The 23,603-nt window shown below is 73.1% G+C and carries 21 protein-coding genes; 6 read left to right on the forward strand and 15 right to left on the reverse strand.

All coding sequences use genetic code 11. From position 1 onward, the window contains the following. The 9 genes from NOD94_RS30505 to NOD94_RS30545 all read right to left on the reverse strand — a co-directional run. The coding region (locus tag NOD94_RS30505) for an S-adenosylmethionine synthetase N-terminal domain-containing protein (protein ID WP_281209407.1) at positions 1-98 on the reverse strand (98 nt) is incomplete at its 3' end. Beyond that, complete coding sequence (acpS, locus tag NOD94_RS30510) at positions 95-931, reverse strand: holo-ACP synthase (protein ID WP_281209388.1); 837 nt, start codon at positions 929-931, stop codon at positions 95-97. The genes acpS and NOD94_RS30505, both read right to left, overlap by 4 nt. A 1-nt stretch (position 932) precedes the next feature. Further along, positions 933-1,793: a hypothetical protein gene (locus NOD94_RS30515; RefSeq protein WP_281209389.1), complete on the reverse strand. Its 861-nt coding sequence runs from the start codon at positions 1,791-1,793 to the stop codon at positions 933-935. 32 nt (positions 1,794-1,825) lie between these two features. Then, the gene (locus NOD94_RS30520; RefSeq protein WP_281209391.1) at positions 1,826-2,719 is read right to left on the reverse strand and encodes a diiron oxygenase; all 894 of its coding nucleotides are present in this window, start codon (positions 2,717-2,719) and stop codon (positions 1,826-1,828) included. Between the two features lie 55 nt (positions 2,720-2,774). After that, on the reverse strand, positions 2,775-3,821 hold the full coding sequence (locus NOD94_RS30525; RefSeq protein ID WP_281209392.1) for a class I SAM-dependent methyltransferase: 1,047 nt from the start codon (positions 3,819-3,821) through the stop codon (positions 2,775-2,777). Next, a complete protein-coding gene (locus NOD94_RS30530) occupies positions 3,818-4,657 on the reverse strand; it encodes an SAM-dependent methyltransferase (protein ID WP_281209393.1) in 840 nt (279 codons plus the stop codon). Before NOD94_RS30530 ends, NOD94_RS30525 begins: the two co-directional genes overlap by 4 nt. 78 nt (positions 4,658-4,735) lie before the next feature. Beyond that, positions 4,736-5,251: a MaoC family dehydratase gene (locus tag NOD94_RS30535; protein WP_281209408.1), complete on the reverse strand. Its 516-nt coding sequence runs from the start codon at positions 5,249-5,251 to the stop codon at positions 4,736-4,738. A 99-nt stretch (positions 5,252-5,350) separates the two neighbouring features. Next, entirely contained in the window at positions 5,351-6,559 is a 1,209-nt protein-coding gene (locus NOD94_RS30540) for an aminotransferase class I/II-fold pyridoxal phosphate-dependent enzyme (RefSeq protein ID WP_281209394.1), read from the reverse strand. 254 nt (positions 6,560-6,813) lie between these two features. Continuing rightward, the gene (locus tag NOD94_RS30545) at positions 6,814-8,268 is read right to left on the reverse strand and encodes an MFS transporter (RefSeq protein ID WP_281209396.1); all 1,455 of its coding nucleotides are present in this window, start codon (positions 8,266-8,268) and stop codon (positions 6,814-6,816) included. A 409-nt stretch (positions 8,269-8,677) separates the two neighbouring features. Here NOD94_RS30545 and argC point away from each other — a divergent pair, with 409 nt between their 5' ends. From argC to NOD94_RS30565, 4 genes are read left to right on the forward strand one after another with little or no spacing between them, the layout of a single operon-like run. Next, complete coding sequence (gene argC, locus NOD94_RS30550; RefSeq protein ID WP_281209397.1) at positions 8,678-9,712, forward strand: N-acetyl-gamma-glutamyl-phosphate reductase; 1,035 nt, start codon at positions 8,678-8,680, stop codon at positions 9,710-9,712. After that, complete coding sequence (gene argJ / locus NOD94_RS30555) at positions 9,709-10,860, forward strand: bifunctional glutamate N-acetyltransferase/amino-acid acetyltransferase ArgJ (protein WP_281209398.1); 1,152 nt, start codon at positions 9,709-9,711, stop codon at positions 10,858-10,860. The genes argC and argJ overlap by 4 nt, the downstream gene beginning before the upstream one ends. A gap of 17 nt (positions 10,861-10,877) precedes the next feature. Continuing rightward, on the forward strand, positions 10,878-11,885 hold the full coding sequence (argB, locus tag NOD94_RS30560) for an acetylglutamate kinase (RefSeq protein WP_281209399.1): 1,008 nt from the start codon (positions 10,878-10,880) through the stop codon (positions 11,883-11,885). Beyond that, positions 11,882-13,054: an acetylornithine transaminase gene (locus NOD94_RS30565; protein WP_281209400.1), complete on the forward strand. Its 1,173-nt coding sequence runs from the start codon at positions 11,882-11,884 to the stop codon at positions 13,052-13,054. The genes argB and NOD94_RS30565 overlap by 4 nt, the downstream gene beginning before the upstream one ends. A gap of 105 nt (positions 13,055-13,159) precedes the next feature. Here the strand turns inward: NOD94_RS30565 and NOD94_RS30570 are convergent, their stop codons facing one another. The 6 genes from NOD94_RS30570 to NOD94_RS30595 all read right to left on the reverse strand — a co-directional run bounded on the left by NOD94_RS30570 (position 13,160) and on the right by NOD94_RS30595 (position 19,283). Beyond that, the gene (locus NOD94_RS30570; protein WP_281209409.1) at positions 13,160-13,636 is read right to left on the reverse strand and encodes a GNAT family N-acetyltransferase; all 477 of its coding nucleotides are present in this window, start codon (positions 13,634-13,636) and stop codon (positions 13,160-13,162) included. A 247-nt stretch (positions 13,637-13,883) separates the two neighbouring features. Then, positions 13,884-14,588, reverse strand: coding sequence for a hypothetical protein (locus tag NOD94_RS30575; RefSeq protein ID WP_281209401.1), 705 nt, complete (start codon positions 14,586-14,588; stop codon positions 13,884-13,886). Between the two features lie 88 nt (positions 14,589-14,676). Next, complete coding sequence (locus NOD94_RS30580) at positions 14,677-16,257, reverse strand: amidohydrolase (RefSeq protein ID WP_281209402.1); 1,581 nt, start codon at positions 16,255-16,257, stop codon at positions 14,677-14,679. A 13-nt stretch (positions 16,258-16,270) separates the two neighbouring features. After that, positions 16,271-17,122, reverse strand: coding sequence for an ABC transporter ATP-binding protein (locus tag NOD94_RS30585; protein ID WP_281209403.1), 852 nt, complete (start codon positions 17,120-17,122; stop codon positions 16,271-16,273). Further along, a complete protein-coding gene (locus NOD94_RS30590; protein WP_281209404.1) occupies positions 17,119-18,219 on the reverse strand; it encodes an iron chelate uptake ABC transporter family permease subunit in 1,101 nt (366 codons plus the stop codon). Before NOD94_RS30590 ends, NOD94_RS30585 begins: the two co-directional genes overlap by 4 nt. Next, complete coding sequence (locus NOD94_RS30595; RefSeq protein ID WP_281209405.1) at positions 18,216-19,283, reverse strand: iron chelate uptake ABC transporter family permease subunit; 1,068 nt, start codon at positions 19,281-19,283, stop codon at positions 18,216-18,218. Before NOD94_RS30595 ends, NOD94_RS30590 begins: the two co-directional genes overlap by 4 nt. 232 nt (positions 19,284-19,515) lie before the next feature. On the opposite strand from NOD94_RS30595, the gene NOD94_RS30600 reads away from it, so the two are divergent. Beyond that, entirely contained in the window at positions 19,516-21,213 is a 1,698-nt protein-coding gene (locus NOD94_RS30600) for an ABC transporter ATP-binding protein (RefSeq protein ID WP_281209406.1), read from the forward strand. 80 nt (positions 21,214-21,293) lie between these two features. After that, positions 21,294-23,138 (forward strand): ABC transporter ATP-binding protein, encoded by a 1,845-nt coding sequence (locus NOD94_RS30605; RefSeq protein ID WP_281209410.1) that lies wholly within the window; start codon positions 21,294-21,296, stop codon positions 23,136-23,138. Positions 23,139-23,603: the final 465 nt, after the last annotated feature.

Below are 23,603 nucleotides of genomic sequence, written 5' to 3' on the forward strand. Positions count from 1 at the left end.
GTGAGCAACGCGTCGAGGATCGTGTCGCTGATCTGGTCAGCGATCTTGTCGGGGTGACCCTCGGTCACGGACTCCGAAGTGAACAAGCGGCGGCTCATGCCTGCGCCACCTGGACGGAGAAGAAGTTGGCCTGGATGGCGTCGAGGGTGCGGATCTCGTCGACCTCCAGGGTCTCCAGCTGGATCGCGCGGCCGCTGTGCTGCTCCAGCAGGAAGACGAACTCGACGAAGGACAGCGAGTCGATGAGCCGGTGCTCGATGAGGTCCAGGTCGGAAGCGATGTCGTCGAGGTCCTCGTGGCGGGCGAGGAGCCAGTTCTTCATGAACAGCAGGCCTTCGGACATGGTGTCTCTCCTTGAAGTGCGGTGCACGGATTCGGTGTCGGCCGCGGGAGCGGCCGCTGATGCGGTTGCGTTCCAGGTCACGGTCCCGTTCGCGGCAGGTGACGGGCCGAGCGGATCGGGCGACGCGGGTGGCAGGGGCGGTTCGGGGTGTCCCGGCGGACCGGAGGCCAGGATCGGGGCGGCGATGGCCACCGCGTAGTCCACGTCGTGGCTGATGGAGACGGAGACGCCGGCGACGCCGGACGCGGCGGCCATCGCGGCCGCGGCTCCGTGGAGTTCCACGAGCGGCCAGCCGCCCTCGGAGCGGCGTACGACGATGTCCAGCCAGGGCAGGAACGTCGCGGTCCGGGTTCGGAGTGCCTTGAACGCCGCCTCCTTGGCGGCGATCCGCCCGCACAGGCCCAGGACGTCGAGCCTGATGGAGGTGCGGCAGTCGGCGAGTTCGCCGGGGGTGAGCATGCGCTGGAAGAAGTCCTCGCCGTAGGCGGCGAGCAGCCGGCGGACACGGGTGACGGACACGATGTCCATGCCGAGGTTCGCCCAGCCCAGGCCGCCCGCCGGCGGGGCGGCGACGGGTCGGGTCGGCACGTCAGATCGCCGGCCCGGCCGCGTTCGCGCTCAGGACGGCGGCGGTCGCCGCTTCCCAGCTGCCGTGGCGGCGGGTGAGCGCGGACAGCCAGCGCTCCAGGCCGAAGGCGACGCAGCTGGTGAAGGCCGGGCCGGCTCCGGAGGCGAGGGGGATGTCGCAGCGGTCGCCGAAGAAGTTCCGGTGGGTGTTGACCGAGGCGATGGCGAGGTCCTCGTACAGGAACTCGTGCTTGACCGGGGTGAGGCGCTGGAGGACCGCCTTGGAGCTGCCCTTGTCGAAGAACGGGTCGCAGGCTGCTTCCCGGCGCAGTGGCAGGTCCAGGGCCCGGGCGAAGGCGGTGATCCGGGTGGTGAAGGAGGCCAGGTGTGCCTCGGCGTGTTCGCGGGAGCCGATGGCGACGATCTCCCTCATGCGGAAGCCGAGTTGCCGGCGCAGGCCCTCGTAGTGCGCTTCCTTGCGGAAGCACCAGCCGACGACGGTGACGAGTTCGTCGTCGGCGGCCGGTCGGCCCTGGTGGTCGATGTACACGGCGTAGCAGGACGCGGACGGCAGGCCGAGCGCGGCCGGTTCGAGGGCGTCGCAGGGGAAGCAGCCGGAGTCCGTACAGAACTCGCTGGTCTCCCGGACGTCCAGGTTCAGGGGCGCCGCCACGACGGCCTGGTGGGGGAAGTTGTCGTAGTAGTCGAGCCGGGCCAGGTCGGCGGCCGGGAGCAGCGGGGGCATCGTCATGGCGCGGGCCCCCGCTCGTACGCCCCAGCCTTCGAAGGTGTCGTCGAGGAGCCGCAGCAGGGCGGTTCCCTCGGGGCCGAGCGACGGCAGGCCCTGCGTGTCCGTGGCGCTCGCGGTGGTCGTGACGGTCATGGGGGTCACCTCTCGGGCGGCGGTCGGCCCTCTCAGACGACGGGCAGTACGTCGTCCGTGAAGATCCCGGTCTTCAGGAAGAAGCCGAGGGGCTTGCGGATGGTCTTGCGTTCGAAGGGGCGGCGGCGCTCGTCGGCGACCAGCGCGTTGCGCAGGCCGATCGGGTCGGCGATGCCGGCGTCGCGGTAGACGTGCGGGTTGTAGAGGGAGTTGACGCTGTAGACCACGTACCTCTTGAGGTAGGCCTCGACCTCGGCGACCCGGGCGGCGGGGACGGCTTCGCGCATCCGGGTGAAGAGGAGGGAGACCAGTTCGCGGCCGAAGGCGATGTGTCGGGACTCGTCCTGGTGGTGGATGCGGTTGACCTCGCGGATGGTGTGGCACAGCGAGGTGTCGCGCGCCATCCGGGTGTTGTAGTGGTCGACGAGTTCCTCGAAGAACAGGATGCGGGCGAAGACGAGGAAGTTCTCCACCTCGGGTTCCCAGGCCGAGTCGGCGCGCAGGGCCGTGGAGCCGTAGATCTTGTCGCCGTAGCGGCGGCAGAACTCGGCGAAGAACCACATGTGCTCGTTCTCCTCACCGATGAAGTGGTGGAAGAAGTCGGAGGGCACCTCGAAGCCGGGCATGTGGATCCGCCCGACGACCTCGATGAGCAGTTCGCGGATGCCGTGCACGTTGAGGCTGTAGAAGTTGATGCTCTCCCACTTGGACAGCCGCTGGAGGGTCTGCTCGTCGAACTCGTCGTAGAACGGCGTGCCGTACACGGTGAGCAGTTCGGGGGTCATCCACATCCGGCCCTCTTCGAGCTTCTCGGGCCAGTCGAACTGCTGGTACGGGTTGTAGTACTCCTCGATGGAACGGGAGCTGAGCCGGTCCAGGACTTCCAGGAAGCGGTCGGTGACCGGCAGGGGGGCGCTGACGCCCATGGTGTCTCCTCGGTGTGGTGGTGGGGGCGTCGCGCCGCCCGTCGGGGGGCGGGGCCTACGGCCGGACTTCGTAGACGGCGTTGACGGGGGTCTCCGTCGCGCGGCGCCAGCGGGTGAAGCCGGCCTCCTCGGCGATGGCGCGGAAGGCCTGCTCGCCGGAGTGGTTGCCGAGTGCGTGGGGGCCGCGCTGTGCGACGGCCACGGGCAGGCACATGACGGCGGACAGCGCCATGAACATGCGGGCGGCGGGGGTCTGGGTGTCGATGTCGGCGGGCGACACGTTGGACTCGACGAGCATCCAGGTTCCGTCGGCGTCCAGGGACTTGTGGACGTGCTGGGCGGCGGAGACGGGGTCGCCCATGTCGTGCAGGGCGTTGAAGAAGGTGACGAGGTCGTAGCCGGTGCCCGGGTAGTCGTCGGCGGAGGCGACCTCGAAGACGACACGGTCGGACAGTCCGGCTTCCTCGGCGAGCTGCCGGGCAAGGGAGATGGCTTCCTCGGAGTAGTCGAAGCCGTGGACGGTCGCCTGCGGGAAGGCCTTCGCGATCAGCAGGGTGGTGTGGCCGACGCCGCAGCCGACGTCGGCGACGGTGCCGCCCGCGGCGAGCTTGCCGGTGACTCCTTCGAGGGCGGGCAGCCAGTCGGGGACGAGGCGGTGCTCGTAGGTGGGCTGGAAGAAGCTGCCCATGCCGGTGTCGAGGGCCGCGTCGTGTTCGGCCCAGCCGACGCCGTCGCCGGAGCGGTAGGCGTCGACGAGGAGGTCCTCGGTGCCGTAGAGGGCCTTGAGGGCGGTGAAGAACCCGGCGGCGTAGGTGACGGCGTTCGGGTCGGCGAGCACGGGGGCGTGGTCGGCGGGCAGCGTGTACGTGTCGTCGCCGGGGTGGCGTTCGACGTACCCGGCGCTCAGCTGGGCGTGCAGCCATTCCTCGGCGTAGCGCGCGTCGATTCCCGTGCGTTCGGCGAGGTCGGCCGGGGTCAGCGGGCCGGCCTCGGCGAGGGCGCGGTACAGGCCGAGGCGTTCGCCGAGGGCGACGGTGAGGCCGCGTACGGCGGCGCCCGCGTCGCTGATGACGCGCTGGTGGAAGTCGTGGGTGCCGGTCATGCCGCTCTCACCTCGGAGGTCGGGAGGTCACAGGTGAACAGGAAGGAACGGGGGACGCGCGGGACGGCGCGCGCCGGGACGGGGTAGGGCCAGCGGCCGAAGTCGGCTCCGGGTTCGCCGGGTTGGCGGACCTCACGGACGGCCCAGCCGCATTCGGCCAGGAGCTGCTCGGGGGTCTCCGTGCCGAACAGCCACGGGTTCCCGTCCTCCTTGAGGGAGTTCAGGAAGGGCCGGGACAGCGGGTTGTTCAGGGCGGACTTGCTGATGACGTCGCCGAGGAGGACCGATCCGGGGGCGGAGTGTCCGGCGAGCGTGGAGATCAGGTTGCGGACGGCGTCCTCGGGGAGGAAGAAGAGCAGGCCCTCGACGATCCACAACACCGGTTCGTCGGCGCGCCAGCCCGCTTCGGCGAGGGGGCCGGTCCAGTCCTGGGTGAGGTCGACGGGGACGGTGACGCGGGTGCGGCCGGCCGGGTCGGGTTCACCGGCGAGCATGTCGGCCTTGGCGTCGAGGAGCGCGGGCCGGTCGAGTTCGTAGACGGTGACGCCGTCGGGCCACGGGAGCCGGTAGAAGCGGGTGTCCATGCCGGCGGCGAGGAACACGACCTGGCGGATGCCGTGCTCCTCGACGGCGCGGACGATGGCCCGGTCCAGGTAGGTGGTGCGGATCGCGAGGAACGGCACGGTGCCGGCCCCCGCGTAGCGCTCCAGCAGTTCGAAGCCGATGGTGTCGGCGACGGTGCGCGCGTACGGATCGGCGAACAGTCGGTCCTCGCGGTCGGTCTCCAGGGCCCGCGCTGCGGCGGTCCACTGGGCGGTGCGGGATACGGCCTCCACGGGAGGTCTCCCTTCACTTCGGCGGACGGGGGGGGTGGGGGCGGCGGCGACGGGTGCGGACGACCCGTACCGGCCGGGTCAGGCCACGGAGCGCACGCAGGCGACGGGGTCCTCCGCCGCGCAGGACGAGGCGGGGTGCTCGGCGTCGGACTCGGCGGGGCGCCGGCGGAAGATGCTGTGGAGGATCATGCTGAACACGACCCTGCCCTCCTGGTCCACGAGGGTGCACTTGGGCTGGACGACGCCGGTGGTCGCATTGAACGGCGAGGGCCGGGAGCCGAGGATCTCGACGCGCGCCGTGAGCACGTCCCCGGGGCGCACGGGCCTGAGGTAGCGGATCTCGTCGACGCCGGGCGAGCCGGTACAGGCGCTGTAGGCGAGCAGCCCGTCGACGTAGCGGCGCATGAACATCGAGGCGCTGTGCCAGCCGCTGGCGATGAGGCCGCCGAACGCGCTCCGGGCGGCGAGGTCCGGGTCCGTGTGGAAGGGCTGCGGGTCGAAGCGCTTCCCGAACTCCAGCACCTCGTCCGCGGTGACGGTGATGGTGCCCAGCTCGTGGACGTCACCGGTCCGGAAGTCCTCGAAGTAGCGCATCACGCGCCCCCCTTGACGTAGAGGAGTGTTTCTCTGGCGTGAACCAATCTACGAATCGGCCTTTTATTTTGTCAACCCAAAAGAAGACCGGATCGGCTGTTATTGCGGAAGGGTCCGTCGGAGCGCCTTCGGGAGCACCTTCGGGAGGGCCTGCTCCACGTCCTGCCACAGGTCCTCGGGGCCCTCGATGCCCACCGACATCCGCACCAGGCCGGGTCCGATCCCCGCCGCCGCCAGCGCCCCCTCGTCCAGCTCGCGGTGGGACGTGCTCGCCGGGTGCGTCACCAACGTCTCGACGCCGCCCAGGGACAGCGCGAGCCGCGCCACGCGGACGCCCTCGACGAAGGCCCGGCCGGCCTCCCTGCCGCCCTCCAGCTCGAACGAGAGCAACCCGCCGCCACCGGAGAGCACGGCCTTGGCGGTGTCGTACGAGGGATGCGTTCCCAGCCACGGCCAGTGGACGGCGCCCACGGCGGGGTGGGCGGCGAGCCGCTCGGCGAGCAGGCCCGCGTTGGCGCAGTGCTCGCGCATCCGCAGCGGCAGCGTGGCGATCCCGCGCAGCGTCAGCCAGGCGGCGAACGGATCTGCGCAGGCTCCGAGTTCGACCGTGCGCGGCCACACCTCGCGGCGCAGGGCGTCGTCGGCGAAGACGGCCGCGCCGCCGACGACGTCGGAGTGCCCGGCCAGGTACTTGGTGGTGGAGTGGAGCACGATGTCGGCTCCGAGCTCGATCGGGCGGCACAGGACGGGCGAGGCGAGGGAGTTGTCGACGGCGCTGGTCACACCGCGCCGCCGGGCCGCGGCCAGCAGGCCCGGCAGGTCGGGGACCTGTCCGGTCGGATTGGCGATGGTCTCCAGGAGGAGCAGCCGGGTGCGCGGGCCGGCGAGCGCCTCGAACTCCTCGGGCCCCTCGCCGCCGATGTGGACGACCTCGACACCGTAACGCTCCGCGAGGTCGTTCAGCGCCGCGTACGTCCCCCCGTACAGGCAGCGCTGCGCGATGACCTGGTCCCCCGGGCGCAGCAGGGCGAGCAGGATCCCGCTGATGGCGCCCATGCCGGAGGCGAAGGCGATGGCCGAGGCGCCGCCCTCCAGTCCGGCGAGGGTCCGCTCAAGGGCGCGTACGGTCGGATTGCCGCGCCGGCTGTAGACGTACTCGCCGTCGGGGCCGGCCATCGCCCGCGCCAGTTCGTCGGCGGAGTCGAAGGCGAAGGCGGACGACTGGACGAGCGGCACGGAGAGCGGCCTGCTCGCGGCGCCGGCGGGCTCGTTCACGACGTGCACGGCGCGGGTGCGGATGTCTCTCATGACGGCGGTCTCCCTGGGTTGGACGTCCGGGTGGGGCGGTCGGTCGGTGCCCGGGCCCCTTCGGGGCAGGGGGTGGAGCGGCGTACGGGCCCGGGCGCGGGCCTTGGGCGCGGGGCCCGGGCATGGGCCTCGGGCATGGGCGCGGGCCCCGGGTACGGGCCCCGGGTACGGGCCCCGGGTACGAAAAGGGGGCCGCCCGACGTCCGGGAAGGACGTCGGGCGGCCCCTGGGTGCGTGCGGGGCGGCCCCGGACGTCACACCTTCGCGGCCTCGCCGCGCGGCGCGGGAGCGCCGGCGTCGGAGTCGGTGGAGGTGGGTGCGGCCGGGGACTTGTCACCCTTCATCAGCACTAGCGTGACCACCGCGCCGGCGGCGGCGATGGCGGCGGCGCCGAGGAACGCGGCGCTGAACCCGTCGGTGAGGGCGGGCAGGTTGCCCAGTTCACCGGCGCCCTGGGTGGTGGCGAGGGCGGTCAGCGCGGCCAGGCCGAGGGCCGAGCCGACGTTGTAGGTGGTGTTGACGATGCCGGAGGCCAGGCCGGCCTGCTCCTGCGGGGCGCCGGACATCGCGGCGATCATCGCCGGGATGTAGGCGAGGGCCATGCCGAGCGCGGCGACGAGCGAGGCGGGCAGGACGTCGACCAGGAAGGAGCCGGTCGGCTCGACGGCGGACAGCCAGACCAGCCCGGCCGCGAGGAGCAGCAGGCCGCCCGCGATCAGCGGCTTCGCCCCGAAACGGCCCATGAGGCGCGAGGTGATCGCCGTCATGAAGATCATCAGCAGGATGGTCATGGGGAGCAGGGCCGCGCCGGAGGCGAAGGCGCCGTAGTCGAGGACCTGCTGGAGGTAGAGGTTGAGGAAGTACCACATGGGGATCCAGGCGGCGCCGAGCAGCGTCATCGCGAGGTTGGCGGAACCCAGGCGCGGGATGCGCCACACGCCGAGCGGCATGAGGGGCTCGCGGACGGTCCGCTGGATCACGAAGAAGAGCACCAGCAGGGCGGCGGCCGCGACCAGCTCCAGCACGGTGGCGGTGGCTCCCCAGCCGACCTCGGGCGCCCGGACGACCGCGAAGACGGCGAGGGCGAGTCCGGCGGTGACGGCGACGGCGCCGAGGACGTCCACGGAACCGCGGCGGGCCTGGACGGCGGGCAGCAACTTGGTGGCGGCGAGGGTCGCGAGGCCGATCGGGACGTAGATGATGAACACCCACGGCCAGCTCATCCATTCGGTGAACACGCCGCCGAGGAACACGCCGGCCGTGCCGCCGGCGGGTGCGGCGGCTCCGTAGAGGGCCATCGCCTTGCCGAGCTCCTTCGGGTTGTGCCCGAAGAGGATCATCAGCAGGGTCATGGCCGACGGGGCGATCAGCGCACCGCCGACGCCCTGCACGGCACGGCCGGCGATCTCGACCGCCGCGCTCTGCGCGGCGGCGGCGAGCACCGATCCGACGACCATCGTGACCCAGCCGGCGGCGAAGATCCGGCGGGCCCCGAACAGGTCGGAGAGCCGGCCGCCCAGCAGGAGCAACCCGCCGAAGACGATGACGTAGGCGTTGAAGACCCACTGCAACTCGCCCTGCGAGAAGCCGAGGTCCTTCTGCATCTCGGGGAGCGCGACTCCGATGATCGAAGTGTCCATGATCACCATGAACTGCGCGGTGGCAAGCACGCCAAGTGCCCACCAGCGCCGGGGATTGACGGTTGACATTGCCCTGACCCTCCTCTGCCCTATACCCCTGGGGGGTACCTTCGCGGAGCAACGTAGCATACCCATGGGGGGTATGTAAGGGAGAGGGTTCGACGTTCGAGCGGGGGTCCCGCAGGCCTGGATCCGGGCCCTCCGGTTGAGAGTTCGAAACGTCAGGAGTCCGGCATTTGCGGCAGCCCCGACCCCGACCACCGCTTCCGGGGTCGCGAGGTTAGGTTAGGCTTAGCTAAAATTCATCCGCCGGGTGGATGGCTGTGTTCCGGCGGCCACGGTGGGCGCGCACCGTGAGGGCGACGGGCCGTCGGCCGCCCGCGGGACGGCAGAGCGGTACCGCGCACATGACAGCCCATCAAGCATCCTCGCCGGGTCCGGGCCCGGCACCGAGCAGGCACGAAGAGGGACGAAGAACATGACGGTACGGGTCGCGGTGGCCGGGGCCAGCGGGTACGCCGGAGGGGAGATCCTGCGGCTGCTCGTGGCGCACCCCGGCGTCGAGATCGGCGCGGTTGCGGCGCACAGCAGTGCGGGACGCAGGCTCGGGGCGGTGCAGCCGCACCTCCCCGCGCTCGCGGACCGGGTGCTGGCGGAGACCTCCGCGGCGGCCCTGCAGGGGCACGACGTCGTGTTCCTGGCCCTGCCGCACGGCGAATCGGCCGCGATCGCGGAACAGTTGGAGCCGGGCGTCCTGATCGTGGACTGCGGCGCCGACTTCCGGCTGGAGGACGCCGCCGAGTGGCGCCGCTTCTACGGTTCGGACCACGCCGGGACCTGGCCGTACGGGCTCCCCGAGCTTCCGGGGGCGCGGGACGCGCTCAAGGGCGCCAACCGGATAGCCGTACCGGGCTGCTTCCCGACCGCGGTGACCCTGGCGATGTACCCCGCGTTCGCCGCGGGCCTGATCGAGCCGGAGGCCGTGATCGTCGCGGCGAGCGGCGCCTCGGGCGCGGGCCGGGCGGCGAAACCGCACCTCCTCGGCTCCGAACTCATGGGTTCGATGAGCCCGTACGGGGTGGGCGGCGGCCACCGGCACACGCCGGAACTGACCCAGAACCTCTCCCGGGTGGCCGGCGAGCGCGTCAACGTGTCGTTCACCCCGACGCTCGCCCCGATGCCCCGCGGCATCCTCGCCACCTGCTCGGCGCGGCTGCGGCCCGGTGCCGCCGCCGGCCCGCGGGAGGCGCGGGCCGCGTACGAGGACGCGTACGCCGGTGAGCCCTTCGTCCGACTGCTGCCTGCCGGACAGTGGCCGCGGACCGGCGCCGTGCTCGGCTCCAACAGCGCGCAGGTGCAGGTGGCGGTGGACGAGGACGCCGGCCGCCTGATCGCCGTGAGCGCCATCGACAACCTCACGAAGGGCACCGCGGGTGGAGCGGTGCAGAGCATGAATGTCGCCCTCGGCCTGCCGGAAGCGCAGGGCCTGCCGACGAATGGAGTCGCTCCGTGACCGTGACCGCCGCACAGGGATTCCACGCGAGCGGCGTGGCCGCCGGGATCAAGGAATCCGGTGCTCCCGACCTCGCCCTGGTGGTGAACCGCGGTCCGTCGCGCGCGGCCGCCGGCGTGTTCACGTCCAACCGTGTCCAGGCGGCGCCCGTCCGCTGGTCACGGGAGGTCCTGGCCGACGGGCGGATCGCGGCCGTCGTGCTGAACTCCGGTGGCGCCAACGCCTGTACGGGGCCCGCGGGCGCCGAGGACACCCGGGTGACGGCCGAGCTGACGGCCGACGCCCTGGGCGTGGACGCTCAAGAGGTCGCGGTGTGCTCGACCGGGCTCATCGGCGTCCGACTGCCCATGGAGCGCGTCACGGAGGGGATCGGCGCCGCCGCCGCACGACTGTCGCCCGAGGGGGGTGAGGACGCGGCCGTCGCGATCAGGACGACGGACTCCGTCCACAAGACGGCGGTGGCCCACGGTCCGGGCTGGACCGTGGGCGGCATGGCGAAGGGCGCGGGCATGCTCGCGCCCGGCCTGGCCACCATGCTCGTGGTCCTCACCACGGACGCCGACGTCACGGCGGAGGTGCTCGACTCCGCGCTGCGCGACGGCGTGCGCACCACCTTCGACCGGGTCGACTCCGACGGCTGCATGTCCACGAACGACACCGTGCTGCTGCTCGCCTCGGGCGCCTCGCGAGTGACGCCCGACCGGGACGACTTCGCCACGGCGGTGCACACCGTGTGCCTTGACCTGGCGCGGCAGTTGGTCGCGGACGCGGAGGGCGCCTCGAAGGAGATCGAGGTGTCCGTCGTCGGCGCCGCCTCGGAGACGGACGCGGTGGCCGTGGCCCGCTCCGTCGCCCGGAACAACCTGCTCAAGTGCGCCCTGCACGGCGAGGACCCCAACTGGGGCCGCGTCCTGTCGGCGATCGGCACGACGTCGGCGGCCTTCGACCCGGACCGCCTGGACGTGGCCATCAACGGCGTGTGGGTGTGCCGGGACGGCGCGGCCGGGGAGTCCCGCGACAAGGTCGACATGTCCGCCCGCGAGATCGTGATCACGATCGACCTGCGCGCCGGCGAGACGTCCGCGACCGTCTGGACCAACGACCTGACCGCCGAGTACGTCCACGAGAACAGCGCGTACAGCTCATGAGCGGATCGGGCACACGGATGAAGCCACGCGTCACGACGGCCCCGCGTCCGACGGCGGTCACCACCGCCTCGGATCCGGTCCTGGCCGATCCGCTCCTGCTGGAGCAGCTCCGCGGCCGGACCGTCGTCATCAAGTTCGGCGGCAACGCCATGGTCGACGAGGAACTCAAGCGGACGTTCGCCGAGGACGTCGTGCGACTGCGGCGCGCCGGCCTGTACCCGGTCGTCGTGCACGGCGGCGGCCCGCAGATCAGCCGCATGCTCGACCGGCTCGACCTGGAGGTCCGCTTCGAGGCGGGCCTGCGGGTGACGACCCCCGACGTCATGGACGTCGTACGGATGGTGCTGACGGGCCGGGTGCAGCGGGAGCTGGTCGGGCTGATCAACGCCCACGGGCCCCTCGCCGTCGGCATGTCGGGCGAGGACGCCCACACCATGACCGCCGTGCGGCGGGCTGCCTGGGTCGACGGCGAACCCGTCGACATCGGGCTGGTCGGCGACATCGTCGACGTGGACGCGGACACCATCCGCGCGCTCCTGGAGCGGGGCCGCATCCCGGTCGTCTCCCCCGTGGCCCGCGGCTCGGACGGGCAGGTCTACAACATCAACGCGGACCTCGCGGCGTCGGCGTTGGCCGTCGCCCTCGACGCGGAGAAGCTGCTGATGCTGACCGACGTGGAGGGGGTCTACGCGAACTGGCCGCACAGCACCGACGTGATCGAGCGCCTGACGGCCGAGGGCGTGGAGAAGCTGATGCCGGAGCTGGCCAGCGGGATGCTCCCCAAGATGGAGGGCTGCTTGCGGGCCGTCCGGGCGGGCGTGCGCAAGGCGCACGTGCTGGACGGCCGGGTGCCGCACTCCGTGCTGCGCGGAGTCGCGTCCGCCGACGTCCGCGGTACCACCGTGGTCCCGGACCCGGTGGAGGCGGACCGGGAGCGGACGGAGCCGGCGCGAACGGGCCCGGCACGGACCGAACCGGCACGGACCGCCCCCGCACGGATCGACCCGGAAGTGAGAAACGCATGACCCTCGGCAACGACCTGACCGGCCGCTGGCGCGCGGTGATGATGGACAACTACGGCACCCCGCCACTGGCCCTGGTCCGCGGCGAGGGCAGCACCGTGTGGGACGAGGCCGGACGTGCCTACGCCGACTTCACCGGCGGGATCGCCGTGAACACCCTCGGCCACGCCCACCCCGCCGTGCTGTCGGCCGTCACCCGCCAGCTGTCGACGCTGGGGCACGTCTCCAACCTCTTCGTTTCCGAGCCCGGGGTCGCCCTCGCCGAACGGCTGTTGGCGCTGCTGGGCCGGCCCGGGCGGGTCTTCTTCGCCAACTCCGGTACGGAGGCGGTCGAGGCCGCCTTCAAGATCGCCCGGCGGACCGGACGCGGCGCCCTGGTCGCCACCGAGGGCGGTTTCCACGGCCGCACCATGGGCGCGCTCGCCCTCACCGGCCAGCCCGGCAAGCGCGAGCCCTTCCTGCCGTTGCCCGGCGGGGTGTCCCACGTGCCGTACGGGGACGTGGAGGCGTTGCGGGCCGCGGTCACCGAGGAGACGGCGGCCGTGTTCCTGGAGCCGGTACAGGGAGAGGCCGGCGTCATCGTGGCGCCCGACGGCTACCTGCGGGCGGCCCGCGAGATCACCCGGGCCACCGGAACGCTGCTGGTGCTGGACGAGGTCCAGACCGGGATCGGCCGCACCGGCCACTGGTTCGCCCATCAGGCGCTGGACGGCGTCGATCCCGACGTGGTGGTCCTGGCCAAGGGACTGGGCGGTGGCCTGCCGATCGGCGCGACGGTCGCCTTCGGCCCGGCGGCCGACCTGTTGACGCCGGGTCAGCACGGCTCGACCTTCGGCGGCAGCCCCGCGTCCTGCGCGGCCGGGCTCGCGGTCCTGGAGACCATCGAGTCCGAGGGCCTCCTCGCGCATGTGACGCGGCAGGGCGAGCGGCTCCGGCACGGCATCCGGAGCATGGAGCACCCGCTGGTGGGCGAGGTACGGGGTGCGGGGTTGCTGGTGGGCGTCGGCCTGACCGAACCGGTCGCCCCGCGCGTGCAGCGGGCGGCACAGGACGCGGGGTTCCTCGTCAACGCCGCCGGACCGGCGACCGTGCGGCTCGCTCCGGCACTGACCGTCCCCGAGGCCCAGGTGGACTCCCTGCTGGCGGCCCTCCCGGGAATCCTCGACGCCTGAGTCGGGCGTCGTCCGGGACGACGCCGGCCGGCACCCTACGGGGGTGCCGGCCACCGGCCGTGTCCGCCGGGAAGCGGCCCGCGGAAGCGCCCCGCGAGCCACGATCTAGAGCGAGCGCGTGAGGATGCGCGAATTGCGGTCGGGGGAGAGGGAGTCCACCCAGGCCGGCGGGGCTGCGGCGACGTGGGCCGGGGCGAAGCCGTACCGGCGGAACAGTTCGCCGCCGCCCGTCGTCGCGGTGAACAGTGCGGTCAGCGAGCGGGAGTTGGCCCTGGCCAGTGCGGCGGTCAGCAGCCCGGCGCCCAGTCCGCGGCCCTGGCTGCCGGGTGCGACGCAGAAGTTGTAGAGGACGCCCGAGGCTCCGCGGCCCGTGCCCGCCCCGGCGGGGTGGACGCGCAGGCCCAGACAACCCAGGAGCGTCCCGTCGGGGGCGTCCACCACGAGGAAGTCGGCGGCGTCGGCGACGTACAGGGAGAGGGAACGCGCACGCAGCGCCCCGGACCGGACGAACGGCTGTGACAGGGCCGCGAGGGCGGCGGCGTCCGCGGAGCGCGCGGAGCGTACGGGGAAGACGTCGGGCAGAGCGGCGCGAACGGACCGGGGGGCGGTCCGCGGGGCGAGCGTGATCAAGGGTTCCCTTTCCGTACGGCTCCGGCCGAACGGCGGGCGGCTCGATCACCGCACCACCCCGGAACCACGCAACCAAGGTTAGCCTTACTTAAGTAGGGGGCAAAACCCGGGGTCCCCCGCGCCGGCCCGGCCAACGCAGTTGCCGACAAAGGGCGTCACGCCGGCGACCGAGGCAGGAGGCGGGGCCGCCGCGCCACGACTACCCCGCACCCTCGCCGAAGGCCCCGCCGTCGCAGGTCCCGGGGTCACCCGACCCGCCGCCGGTCGGCCCGGGGTCCGGTCGACCGCCCGGCGAGAGCACGGGGTCGTCGAGCTGGACGATCCGGTAACCGGCGCCGCCGCCGCCCGCCTTGGGGAGCCTGCGCCGCCCGCCCGGGGCGGTCCTCGTCGGTCGGGCCCGCTGGGCGGCCGCGATCAGCGCCCCGACCTGCGGAGCCTCGGACCGCAGGCGGTTGAAGCCGCGGATGGAGATGCCGACGAGGGTGGCCGCGGCCGGCCAGGCCGCACCCTTGCGTATGGCATCGAGCAGGAGGTGCAGCGCGGCGGGCGTCGGCTCCGCCCCCGGCCGCAGCCCGTGGGCCTCCGCCAGGGCGTGCGCGGCGCCCAGCGCCCCGGCGAAGCTGGCGTCGATCTCCAACCACTCGCGCAGGATGCGTTCCGGAACTCCGGCGGCGGCCGCGCAGCCGGCGACGGACAGCCCCTGGGCGGCGCCGCGCAGGGCGTCCGCCATGCGGGCAATCGTTTCTTCACGCTGGCTGGGCGTGCGGCTCAGCGCCTCGCGCAGCGCGCGTTCCATCTTCTCGCGGGAAGCCATGCGGGCCACGACCTCATCGGCCCACGCGTCCTGCTCGCCCGGCTCGCCCCGCCCGTCCCGCTGCGCTCGGCGTCGTACCTGCTCCTGCATCCCGGCACCCCCCATGTTTAGGTAAGCCTAACCTAGGTGGAGTGCGTGCGGACGGGCGGATCCGCCCGCCGGGCGCGGACGAACTGCCCTACAGCGCCTTCGAATCGGGCGTGCGGATCCCGTCCACGAACGTGGCCACGACCTGGATGTCGCCGATGACCGGGGCGGCGACGCGACGCGGGTCGTCGCCCAGCACCACCAGATCGGCACGCTTGCCGGGGGCGAGGGTGCCCGCCCTTTCGTCCCAGTGACAGGCGTACGCCCCTGCGACCGTGTACGCGCGCAGCGCCTGGTCGACGGTGATGCCCTCGTCCGGTCCGACGGGCAGGCCCGTCGAGGAGGCCCGTTCGACCATGAACTGGACGGCCCGCAGCGGGGATCCGTCGGTGACGGGCCGGTCGGAGCTGCCCACGAGGGTGACGCCGTGGTCCAGGAAGCCCTTGCCCCGGTACATCCAGGGCGCCCGTTCCCCGCCCATGATGGCGGAGTAGTCGTCGCCGAAGGAGTACAGGAAGTTCGGCTGGACGACGGCGGCCACCCCGAGCCGGGCGAAGCGCGGCAGTTGGTCGGGTCGGATCAGCCCCGCGTGTTCGACGCGGTGCCGGGCTCCGGGGCGGGGCCGCAGGCGCTGCGCGCGCTCGATCCCCTCCAGGGCGAGGTCGGCGGCGCGGTCACCGATGGCGTGGACGGCGAGCTGCCATCCGGCGAGGTGGCCGTCCACGATGGTGTCCAACAGGCTCTGCGGGTCGTCCTGGAGCTGCCCGAGGTGTTCCGTGCCCTCGTACGGCCTGGTGAGGGCGGCGGTACGGGCCATCATGCCGCCGTCGGTGTAGACCTTGAGCGCGCCCAGCGAGAGCCAGTCGTCGCCGAAGCCGGTGCGCATGCCGAGGCCGAGGGCGCGGGGGATGCCGTCGGCGTCCGGGGTGGTGACGGGGCGCAGGGTGTCGGCGGCCGCCATGAGCTGGACGCGCAGCGGCAGTCGGCCCTCGTCGCGCAGGAGTTGGTAGGCGCCGAGTTCGACGGGGCTGTGGCCGAGGAGACCGCCGCCGATGCCCGCCTCCGCGCAGGCGGTGACGCCCTCGGCGAGGCAGGTCCGGCCGGCGCGCTCGATGGCGTCGGCGAGTTCCCGCTGGGAGTACGGGGGTCGCAGGGCCCGGGCCGCGCTCATGGCGCCTTCGGCGAGGAAGCCGTCCTCGTGGGGGACGTCGGCCGGGAGGCGGTCGAGCACGGCGGTGTTGACCACGCAGGCGTGCCCGGACTCGTGCATCAGGAACACCTGGTGCCCGGCGCCGACCCGGTCGAGTTCGGCCGCGGTCAGGTGTCGTCCGAGCGCCCGCTGGTCGTACCCGGCGATGTCCACCCAGGAACCGGGCCCGCGCCGCCCGGAGACGGCTTCCGCGACGACCGCGAGGACGTCGTCGATCCGCGTGAGGCCCGCGACGCTCGGGGTGGCCGCCTTCAGCCCGGTCCAGGCCAGGTGCACGTGGCTGTCGATGAACCCCGGCAGGACGGTGGCGCCCTGGAGGTCGATGACCTCGCGGGCGGGGAGCCCGGTCACCGCGTCGTCCAGGCCGACGATCCGGCCGTGCCAGATCCCCAGGTCGTGGGCCACGGGGTGGTCCGGGTCCATCGTGAGGATGTTGGCGTTCGTCAGCCTCGTGCAGAGCATGGAGGTCCGTCCGTCACTGGAGGAGTTCGGCCACCGGGGCTCCGGCGGCCGTGCCGGCTCGTTTGCGGGCCGCGGGCACCATCAGGGGCGTTCCGGTCTCCGGGTCGTCGATGATCCGGCAGGAGAGGCCGAACACGTCCTGGATGAGCTCGGCGGTCATGATCGTCGCGGGGTCGCCCTCGGCGGCGATGACGCCTCCCGGCTTCATCACGATGAGGTGCGTGGCGTAGCGGCAGGCCTGGTTGAGGTCGTGGAGCACCGCGACGATGGTCTGGCCCTTGCGCTCGTGCAGTTCGGCGCACAGGTCGAGCACCTCGACCTGGTGGGCGATGTCGAGGAAGGTGGTCGGCTCGTCGAGCAGCAGGATGGAGGTCTGCTGCGCCAGCACCATGGACAGCCAGACGCGCTGGCGCTGGCCGCCGGAGAGGTCGTCGACGGGCCGCTCGGCGAGTTCGAGGACGCCGGTCTGGCGCATGGCCTCCGCGACGGCGGCCTCGTCCTCGGCGGACCACTGCTTGAGCAGCTTCTGGTGCGGGTAGCGGCCGCGGGCGACGAGGTCGCCGACCGTGATGCCGCCGGGCGCGGTGGAGGTCTGCGGGAGCAGGCCGAGCCGGCGCGCGACCTCGCGGGAGCGGTAGGTGGAGATCGCGGCCCCGTCGAGGTAGACCTCGCCCGTCCTCGGTTTGATCATCCGGGCGAGCGCCTTGAGCAGGGTGGACTTGCCGCAGGCGTTCGGGCCGATGATCACCGTGAAGGAGTGGTCGGGTATGACCACGTCCAGGGAGGTGGTCACCGTCCGCTGGTCGTAGGTCAGCGTCAGGTCCTCGGCCCTGAGGCGGGCGGTGGGGACGTTCTCTGCACTCATGCGCGGCTCTTTCGTGACTCCATGACCAGCAGCCAGATCAGGTACAACCCGCCGACGGTGCCGGTCGCCGTGCCCACCGGCAGGAGGGCGGGGGAAAAGATTCGCTGGACGGCGAGGTCGCTGCCGGCCAGCAGTACGGCGCCCATGGCGGCGGACGGCATCAGGGCCGGGCCGGACGACCGGGAAAGCTTGCGGGCCAGTTGGGGCGCCGCGAGCGCGACGAACCAGATGGGTCCGGTGACCGCGGTGGCGAACGCCGCGAGGGCGACGCTGATGACGAGGAGCGCCGTCCGGGTCGCGCCGACGTTGACGCCCAGCGCCGTGGCCGTGGTGTCGCCCATCTCCACCATGGAGAGCCGGCGGGCGAACAGCATGGCGAGCGGGAGGAGGACGGCGACGGCGATGACGATGGTGTTGGCGTGTTCCCAGCCGCGGTTGCCGAGGCTGCCGATGAGCCAGGCCTGCGCCTCCAGCGCCTCCTGCCAGGTCGCCCGGGTGAGCAGGTACGAGTTGACGGCGAGCAGCAGGGCGCTCACGCCGATGCCGATGACGATGAGCCGGAAGCCCTGCATGCCGCTGCCGAGGAGCAGCAGGTACATGACGGCGGCGGTGGCGAGCCCGCCGACCAGGGCCCCGAGGGCGATCTGGGTCATGCCGCCGTGCGTCACGACGATGACGACGAGCGCGCCGGTCGCCGATCCGTTGGTGAAGCCGATGATGTCGGGGCTGCCCAACGGGTTGTTGGTCAGGCTCTGCAGGATGGCCCCGCTGACGGCCAGGGCCGCGCCGACGCACAGGGCGGTCAGCAGCCGGGGCATGCGCAGCGTGTTGACGACGAAGTCGGCGGCGCCGCCGCCGTCGCCGAAGAGGGCTCCGAGCACCTCGCCGATGGACAGGCTGAAGTCACCGGTCGTCAGGCTGATCGTCATGACCGTCACGAGGAGGGCCAGCAGGATCACGGTGACGGCCACGGTGCGGCTCTGGACCCGCAGGGAGAGGCGTCCGCCCCGGGTGCGCAGGACGCTGCCGGTGACGATGCGGGGCGTGGGGGTGGTGGCGGGGGCGGCGGGGGCCTCGGCCCCGGGTGCGGCACTCACAGCATGACCAACTTTCGGCGGCGGCACAGCGCGATGAACAGCGGTGCGCCGAGGAACGCGGTGACGATGCCGACCTGGATCTCGCCGGGCGCCCCGAGCACCCGGCCCAGTACGTCCGCTCCGATCAGCAGGACGGGCGCGATCAGCATCGAGTACGCCAGTACCCAGCGCTGGTCGGGGCCGACCACGAAGCGGGCCACGTGCGGAACCGCCAGGCCCACGAAGCCGATCGGCCCGGCGGCGGCGGTCGCGGCACCGCAGAGCAGCATCACGGCGACGGCCCCCAGGGCGCGGGTGCGGGTGACGTTCACGCCGAGGGCGCGGCCCACCTCCTCGCCCATGCCGAGGGCGTTGAGGGCCGGGGCGATCCCGAGGGCGATGAACAGTCCGACCACGACGAAGGGCAGGATCAGGTACACGAAGTCGAGGTTGCGGCCCGCGAGGGCGCCCACGGTCCAGAACCTGAACTGGTTGAAGGCCTGCGGGTCGAGGAGCAGGACGGCCGTGTTGAAGGCGGTGAGCACCGCCGTGACGGCGGCTCCCGCGACGACCAGCCGGTCGGGCGTGGCCAGGCTCCGCCCGGAGGAACCGAGCAGGTAGACGACCACCGAGGCGATGGCGGCCCCGGCGAACGCGAACCACACGTAGCCCAGCGCCGTGCCGATGCCGAGGAACGAGATCGCGACGACCACGCCGGTGGAGGCGCCGAGGCTGACGCCGAGCAGACCGGGGTCGGCGAGCGGGTTGCGGGTCAGCGCCTGCATGAGCGCGCCGGACAGGCCGAGGGCCAGGCCGACGACGAGGCCGAGGAGGGTACGGGGGATCCGGTACTCGTGGATGATGACCGAGGCCTGCGACCCGTCGGGGTTCCAGAGCACGTTCCACGTGGCGGAGAACGGGATGCCCTTGGTGCCGACCCACACGCTGAGCAGCGAGACCAGGAGGAGCGCGGCGAGCCCGAGGATGAGGCCGGCGCCCCGAGCCGCCGTCACGGACCGGGACTTGGGTGGTACGAGCTGGCCCTTGGCCCCGGTTCCCGGTTCCGCCCGGGCTTCGACCGACAACAACTACTACTCCCCCTGGCGGCAGTTAGCCGGCGGCGAACGAAAGATGACGAACCGACGACACGATGACACTTAGGTGAGCCTAAGCGAACTCTCCGGACCAGGTCAACGCATGGACGGATGACGCAAGCGGGACATAGGGGGCGGCGCCCGGACGGCGCCCCGCCGCGTGGCTTGTTTAAGGTAGCCTTACCTAACTATTTGATCATTCTCATATTCGCCGGAGGAACGCATGCTCGACGGAGGACCTACCGGGAGCCAAGTCCTCCGGAAAGCGATCGGCGGCCAACGCCGCCGCGTCGCGACGGCTTCCGCCCTCGGCATGGCCCACCAGGGCTGCGAGGCCCTGGTCCCCGTCGTCATCGGGATCATCATCGACCAGGCCGTCGCCACGGGATCCTCCGGGGCCCTGCTGCGCTGGCTGATCGTCCTCGCCGGCCTCTTCTTCGTCCTGTCGACCTGCTACCGGATCTCCGCGAGGATCACCGACGGGTCCGCCGAATACGCGGGCCACGGCCTGCGCCTCACCCTCGGCAGGAAGGTCCTCGACCCGCGCGGCGGCGCCGACAAGGGACGACTGCCCGGCGCCCTGACCGCCATCGCCACCGGCGACGCGACCCGCGTCGGCGCGACCGCCGCCGCGATGACGTACGCGATGTCCGGGGCCGCCGGCCTCGTCATCAGCGCCGTCGCCCTGCTGCGCATCTCCGTGCCGCTGGGACTGCTGATCCTCCTCGGCGTCCCGCCCCTGCTGTGGCTCGGCCACCTCATCAGCCGCCCCCTGGAACGGCGCAGCGAGGTCGAACAGGACCGCGCCGCGCACGCCTCGGGCGTCGCCGCCGACCTCGTCGCCGGCCTGCGCGTCCTCAAGGGCATCGGAGCCGAGGGCGCCGCGGTCTCCCGGTACGAGCGCACCAGCCGGGACTCCCTCGTCGCCGCGCTGCGCGCCGCCGGCAGCCGGGCCTGGCACGACGGCGCGATCCTCGCCCTGACCGGCATCTTCATCGCGATCATCGGACTCGTCGGCGCGCACCTCGCGATGCGGGGCTCGATCAGCGTGGGCGAACTCGTCGCGGCCGTCGGCCTCGCCCAGTACCTGCTGGGACCCTTCCAGCTCCTCACCTACGTCAACGGCGAGTTCGCCCAGGGCCGCGCCTCCGCCGAGCGGATCGCCGAGGTGCTCGCCGCGCCGCCCGCCGTCACCGCCGGAACGGCCGCGCTCCCCACGCCCGTCGCCGGCCGGGTGCGCCTCAGCGGCGTCTCGTACGGGGCGCTGCGCGGCCTCGACCTCGACGTCGCCCCCGGAAGCCTGATCGGTGTCGTCGCGAAGGACCCGGCCGTCGCCAACGACCTCCTGCTGTGCCTGGGCCGCGAATCGGACCCCGACGAAGGGGTGATCGAGCTCGACGGCGTCCCGCTGACCGACCTCGACCCCGACGACGCCCGCCGTGCGATCCTCGTCGCCCACCACGACGCCGACCTGTTCGAGGGCAGCCTGCTCGACAACGTACGGGCGGGCACGCCCGACGGAAGGGCCGATACCGGTCCGGCCCTGGCCGCCTCCACCGCGGACGACGTCGCCCGCTCGCTGCCCCAGGGCGTGGACACACCGCTCAGCGAGCGCGGCCGCTCGCTCTCCGGCGGACAGCGCCAGCGCGTCGCCCTGGCCCGCGCCCTGGCCGCCGACCCGCCCGTGCTCGTCGTCCACGACCCGACGACCGCCGTCGACACCGTCACCGAGTCCCGCATCGCGGCCCGCCTGAAGCAGCTGCGACCCGGCCGCACCACCTTCCTGGTGACCACGAGCCCCGCGCTCCTCGCCGCGACCGACCGGGTCGTCGTCCTCGACGGGGGATCCGTCACCGCGGAGGGCCTCCACCAGGACCTGGTCACCGAGGACGGCGCCTACCGCGCGACGGTGCTGGCATGACCGACACGAACGAGAAGACCGCGGCCCGAACGCGCGCCGACCACGCGGACCACGCGGACGCGGACAACGAAGGACGGACGATGAGCGGATCCACCACGGCGGATCGCGAACTGCTGCCCACGGCCACCGGCGCCCGGACCTTCGCCGTGCTGCGCACCCTGATGCGCGGCCACCGCCTGCTGGCCGCGTCGGCGCTGGCCGTCCTCGTCCTCGGAACGGGCATCGGCCTGCTGACCGCCCCGCTGCTCGGGCGCATCGTCGACCTCGTCGTCGACCGGCGCGGGGCCGCGTCGCTGACCGTGCCGATGGTCCTGCTCCTCGTCGTCGCGGCCGCCCGCGGCGTCGCCACCGCGATCGGCGGCTCCCTCGTCGCCCGGCTCGGCGAGACGATCCTCGCGAACCTGCGGGAACGTTTCATCGCCCGGGCCCTGCGACTGCCCCTGGAGCGCGTCGAGCGGGCCGGTTCCGGCGACCTGACCTCCCGGGTGACCGGCGACGTCACCGTCATCGCGCGGGCCGTGCGCCAGGCACTGCCCGAGTTCGCCGGCGCCCTGCTCACCATCGTGCTGACCCTGGCCGGACTCGCCGTACTGGACTGGCGGTTCCTCGCCGCGGTCCTGCTCGCCGTACCCGTCCACGTCCTGTCCGTGCGCTGGTACATCCCCCGCGCCTCGTCCGTGTACGCCCGACACCGCGTGGCCACCGGCGCGCTCCAGCACCAGCTCCTCGACAGCATCGGCGGCGTCCGTACCGTCCGCGCGTTCCGCCTCGGTGACACGCACGCCAAGCTGTTGGAGCAGCGGTCCCGGGAGGCCGTCGACCTCGCGCTGCGCGGCATCCGGCTCGTGTCCGGCTTCTTCTCGCGGCTGAACCTCGCCGAGTTCATCGGCCTGGCGGCCGTCCTCGTCACCGGCTTCCATCTGGTCGACAACGGATCCGTCAGCATCGGCACCGCCACCGCGGCCGCCCTCTACTTCCACAGCCTCTTCAACCCGGTCAACGCCGCGCTCTTCCTCATCGACGAGGCGCAGTCCGCCGGTGCGAGCCTGGCCCGCCTGGTCGGCGTGTCCGAGCTGCCCGCCGAGCGCGAACCGCAGGAGCCGGGCACGCCCGCCGACGGTTCCGTCACGGTCCGCGCGCTGAGCCACGCGTACGTGTCGGGGCACCCGGTCCTGCGCGAGGTCGACCTGGAGGTCCGCGGCGGCGAGCGCGTCGCCCTCGTCGGCGCGAGCGGCGCCGGCAAGACCACCCTCGCGAAGCTCATCGCCGGCGTGCACGAGCCGTCCGACGGCTCGATCCTCCTCGGCGGCGTCGACGCCCGGGAGCTGGGTCCCGCCGGGATCCGCCGGGCGGTCACGCTGATCAGCCAGGAGGTACACGTGTTCGCCGGGCCGCTGGCCGAGGACATGCGGCTGGCCCGGCCTGAGGCCACCGACGAGGAACTGCGGGCGGCCCTCGACCGGGTGGGGGCCCTGGAGTGGGCGCTCGCGCTGCCCGAGGGCCTCGCCACCGTGGTCGGCGAGGGCGGGCACCGGCTGACCGTCACGCAGGCCCAGCACCTGGCCCTGGCCCGGCTGGTCCTCGCCGACCCGCCGGTGGCGATCCTGGACGAGGCCACCGCCGACGCCGGCAGCGCGGGCGCCCGCGTGCTGGAGACGGCGGCCCTGCGGGCCCTGGAGGGGCGGACCGGCCTGATGGTCGCGCACCGGCTCCCGCAGGCCGCGACCGCCGACCGGATCGTGGTCCTCGACCAGGGTCGGGTCGTCGAGACCGGCACGCACGACGAACTCGTCGCCGCGGGCGGGCGCTACGCCGACCTCTGGGACGCCTGGTCCGCCAGCCGCCGGGAGCCCGGCGACGCCGGTGCGCTGCCCGCGCCGAGGAAGCCCGTGGTGCCGTCGGCACCGCCCGCACCGGCCCCCTGACCCACCAGGGGCCCGGCAGCCCCGAGCGGAACCCCGAACGCCGCGCGCCCTCCCCCGGGAAGGACGCGCGGCGTTTTCCGTACCCTCGCCCGGGCCGGGCGAGGCCGGGCCGGGCCGGTGACGAGGATCCGGGGCCCGTACCCCCGACCCGCCACCGGAGCCCGGGGTGCCGGAGCCCGGGGTGCCGGAGCCCCGGGGTGCCGGCAGTGCGGATCCCGCAGACCCGACCCCCGGCCCGGATGTGGGGCCGGGGGCCAGGGGCCAGGGGCCGGGGGCCGTGGGCCGTGGGTTGGGGGCCGGGGGCCGTGGGTTGGGGCCGTGGGTTGGGGGCCGGGGGTTGGAGCGAATGGCCCCGGGGGCCGGCGCCCCCGGGCGGCTCCCGGAGCACGGCCCCCGGCGGCCGGGCTGGGAGTCCCGGCGGAGCCGGCCGGACCGCACGCGGCGGCAGCCGCTCCCCCGCCGCGG

Source organism: Streptomyces sp. Isolate_45 (assembly GCF_024721315.2).
Taxonomy (GTDB): Bacteria; Actinomycetota; Actinomycetes; order Streptomycetales; family Streptomycetaceae; genus Streptomyces.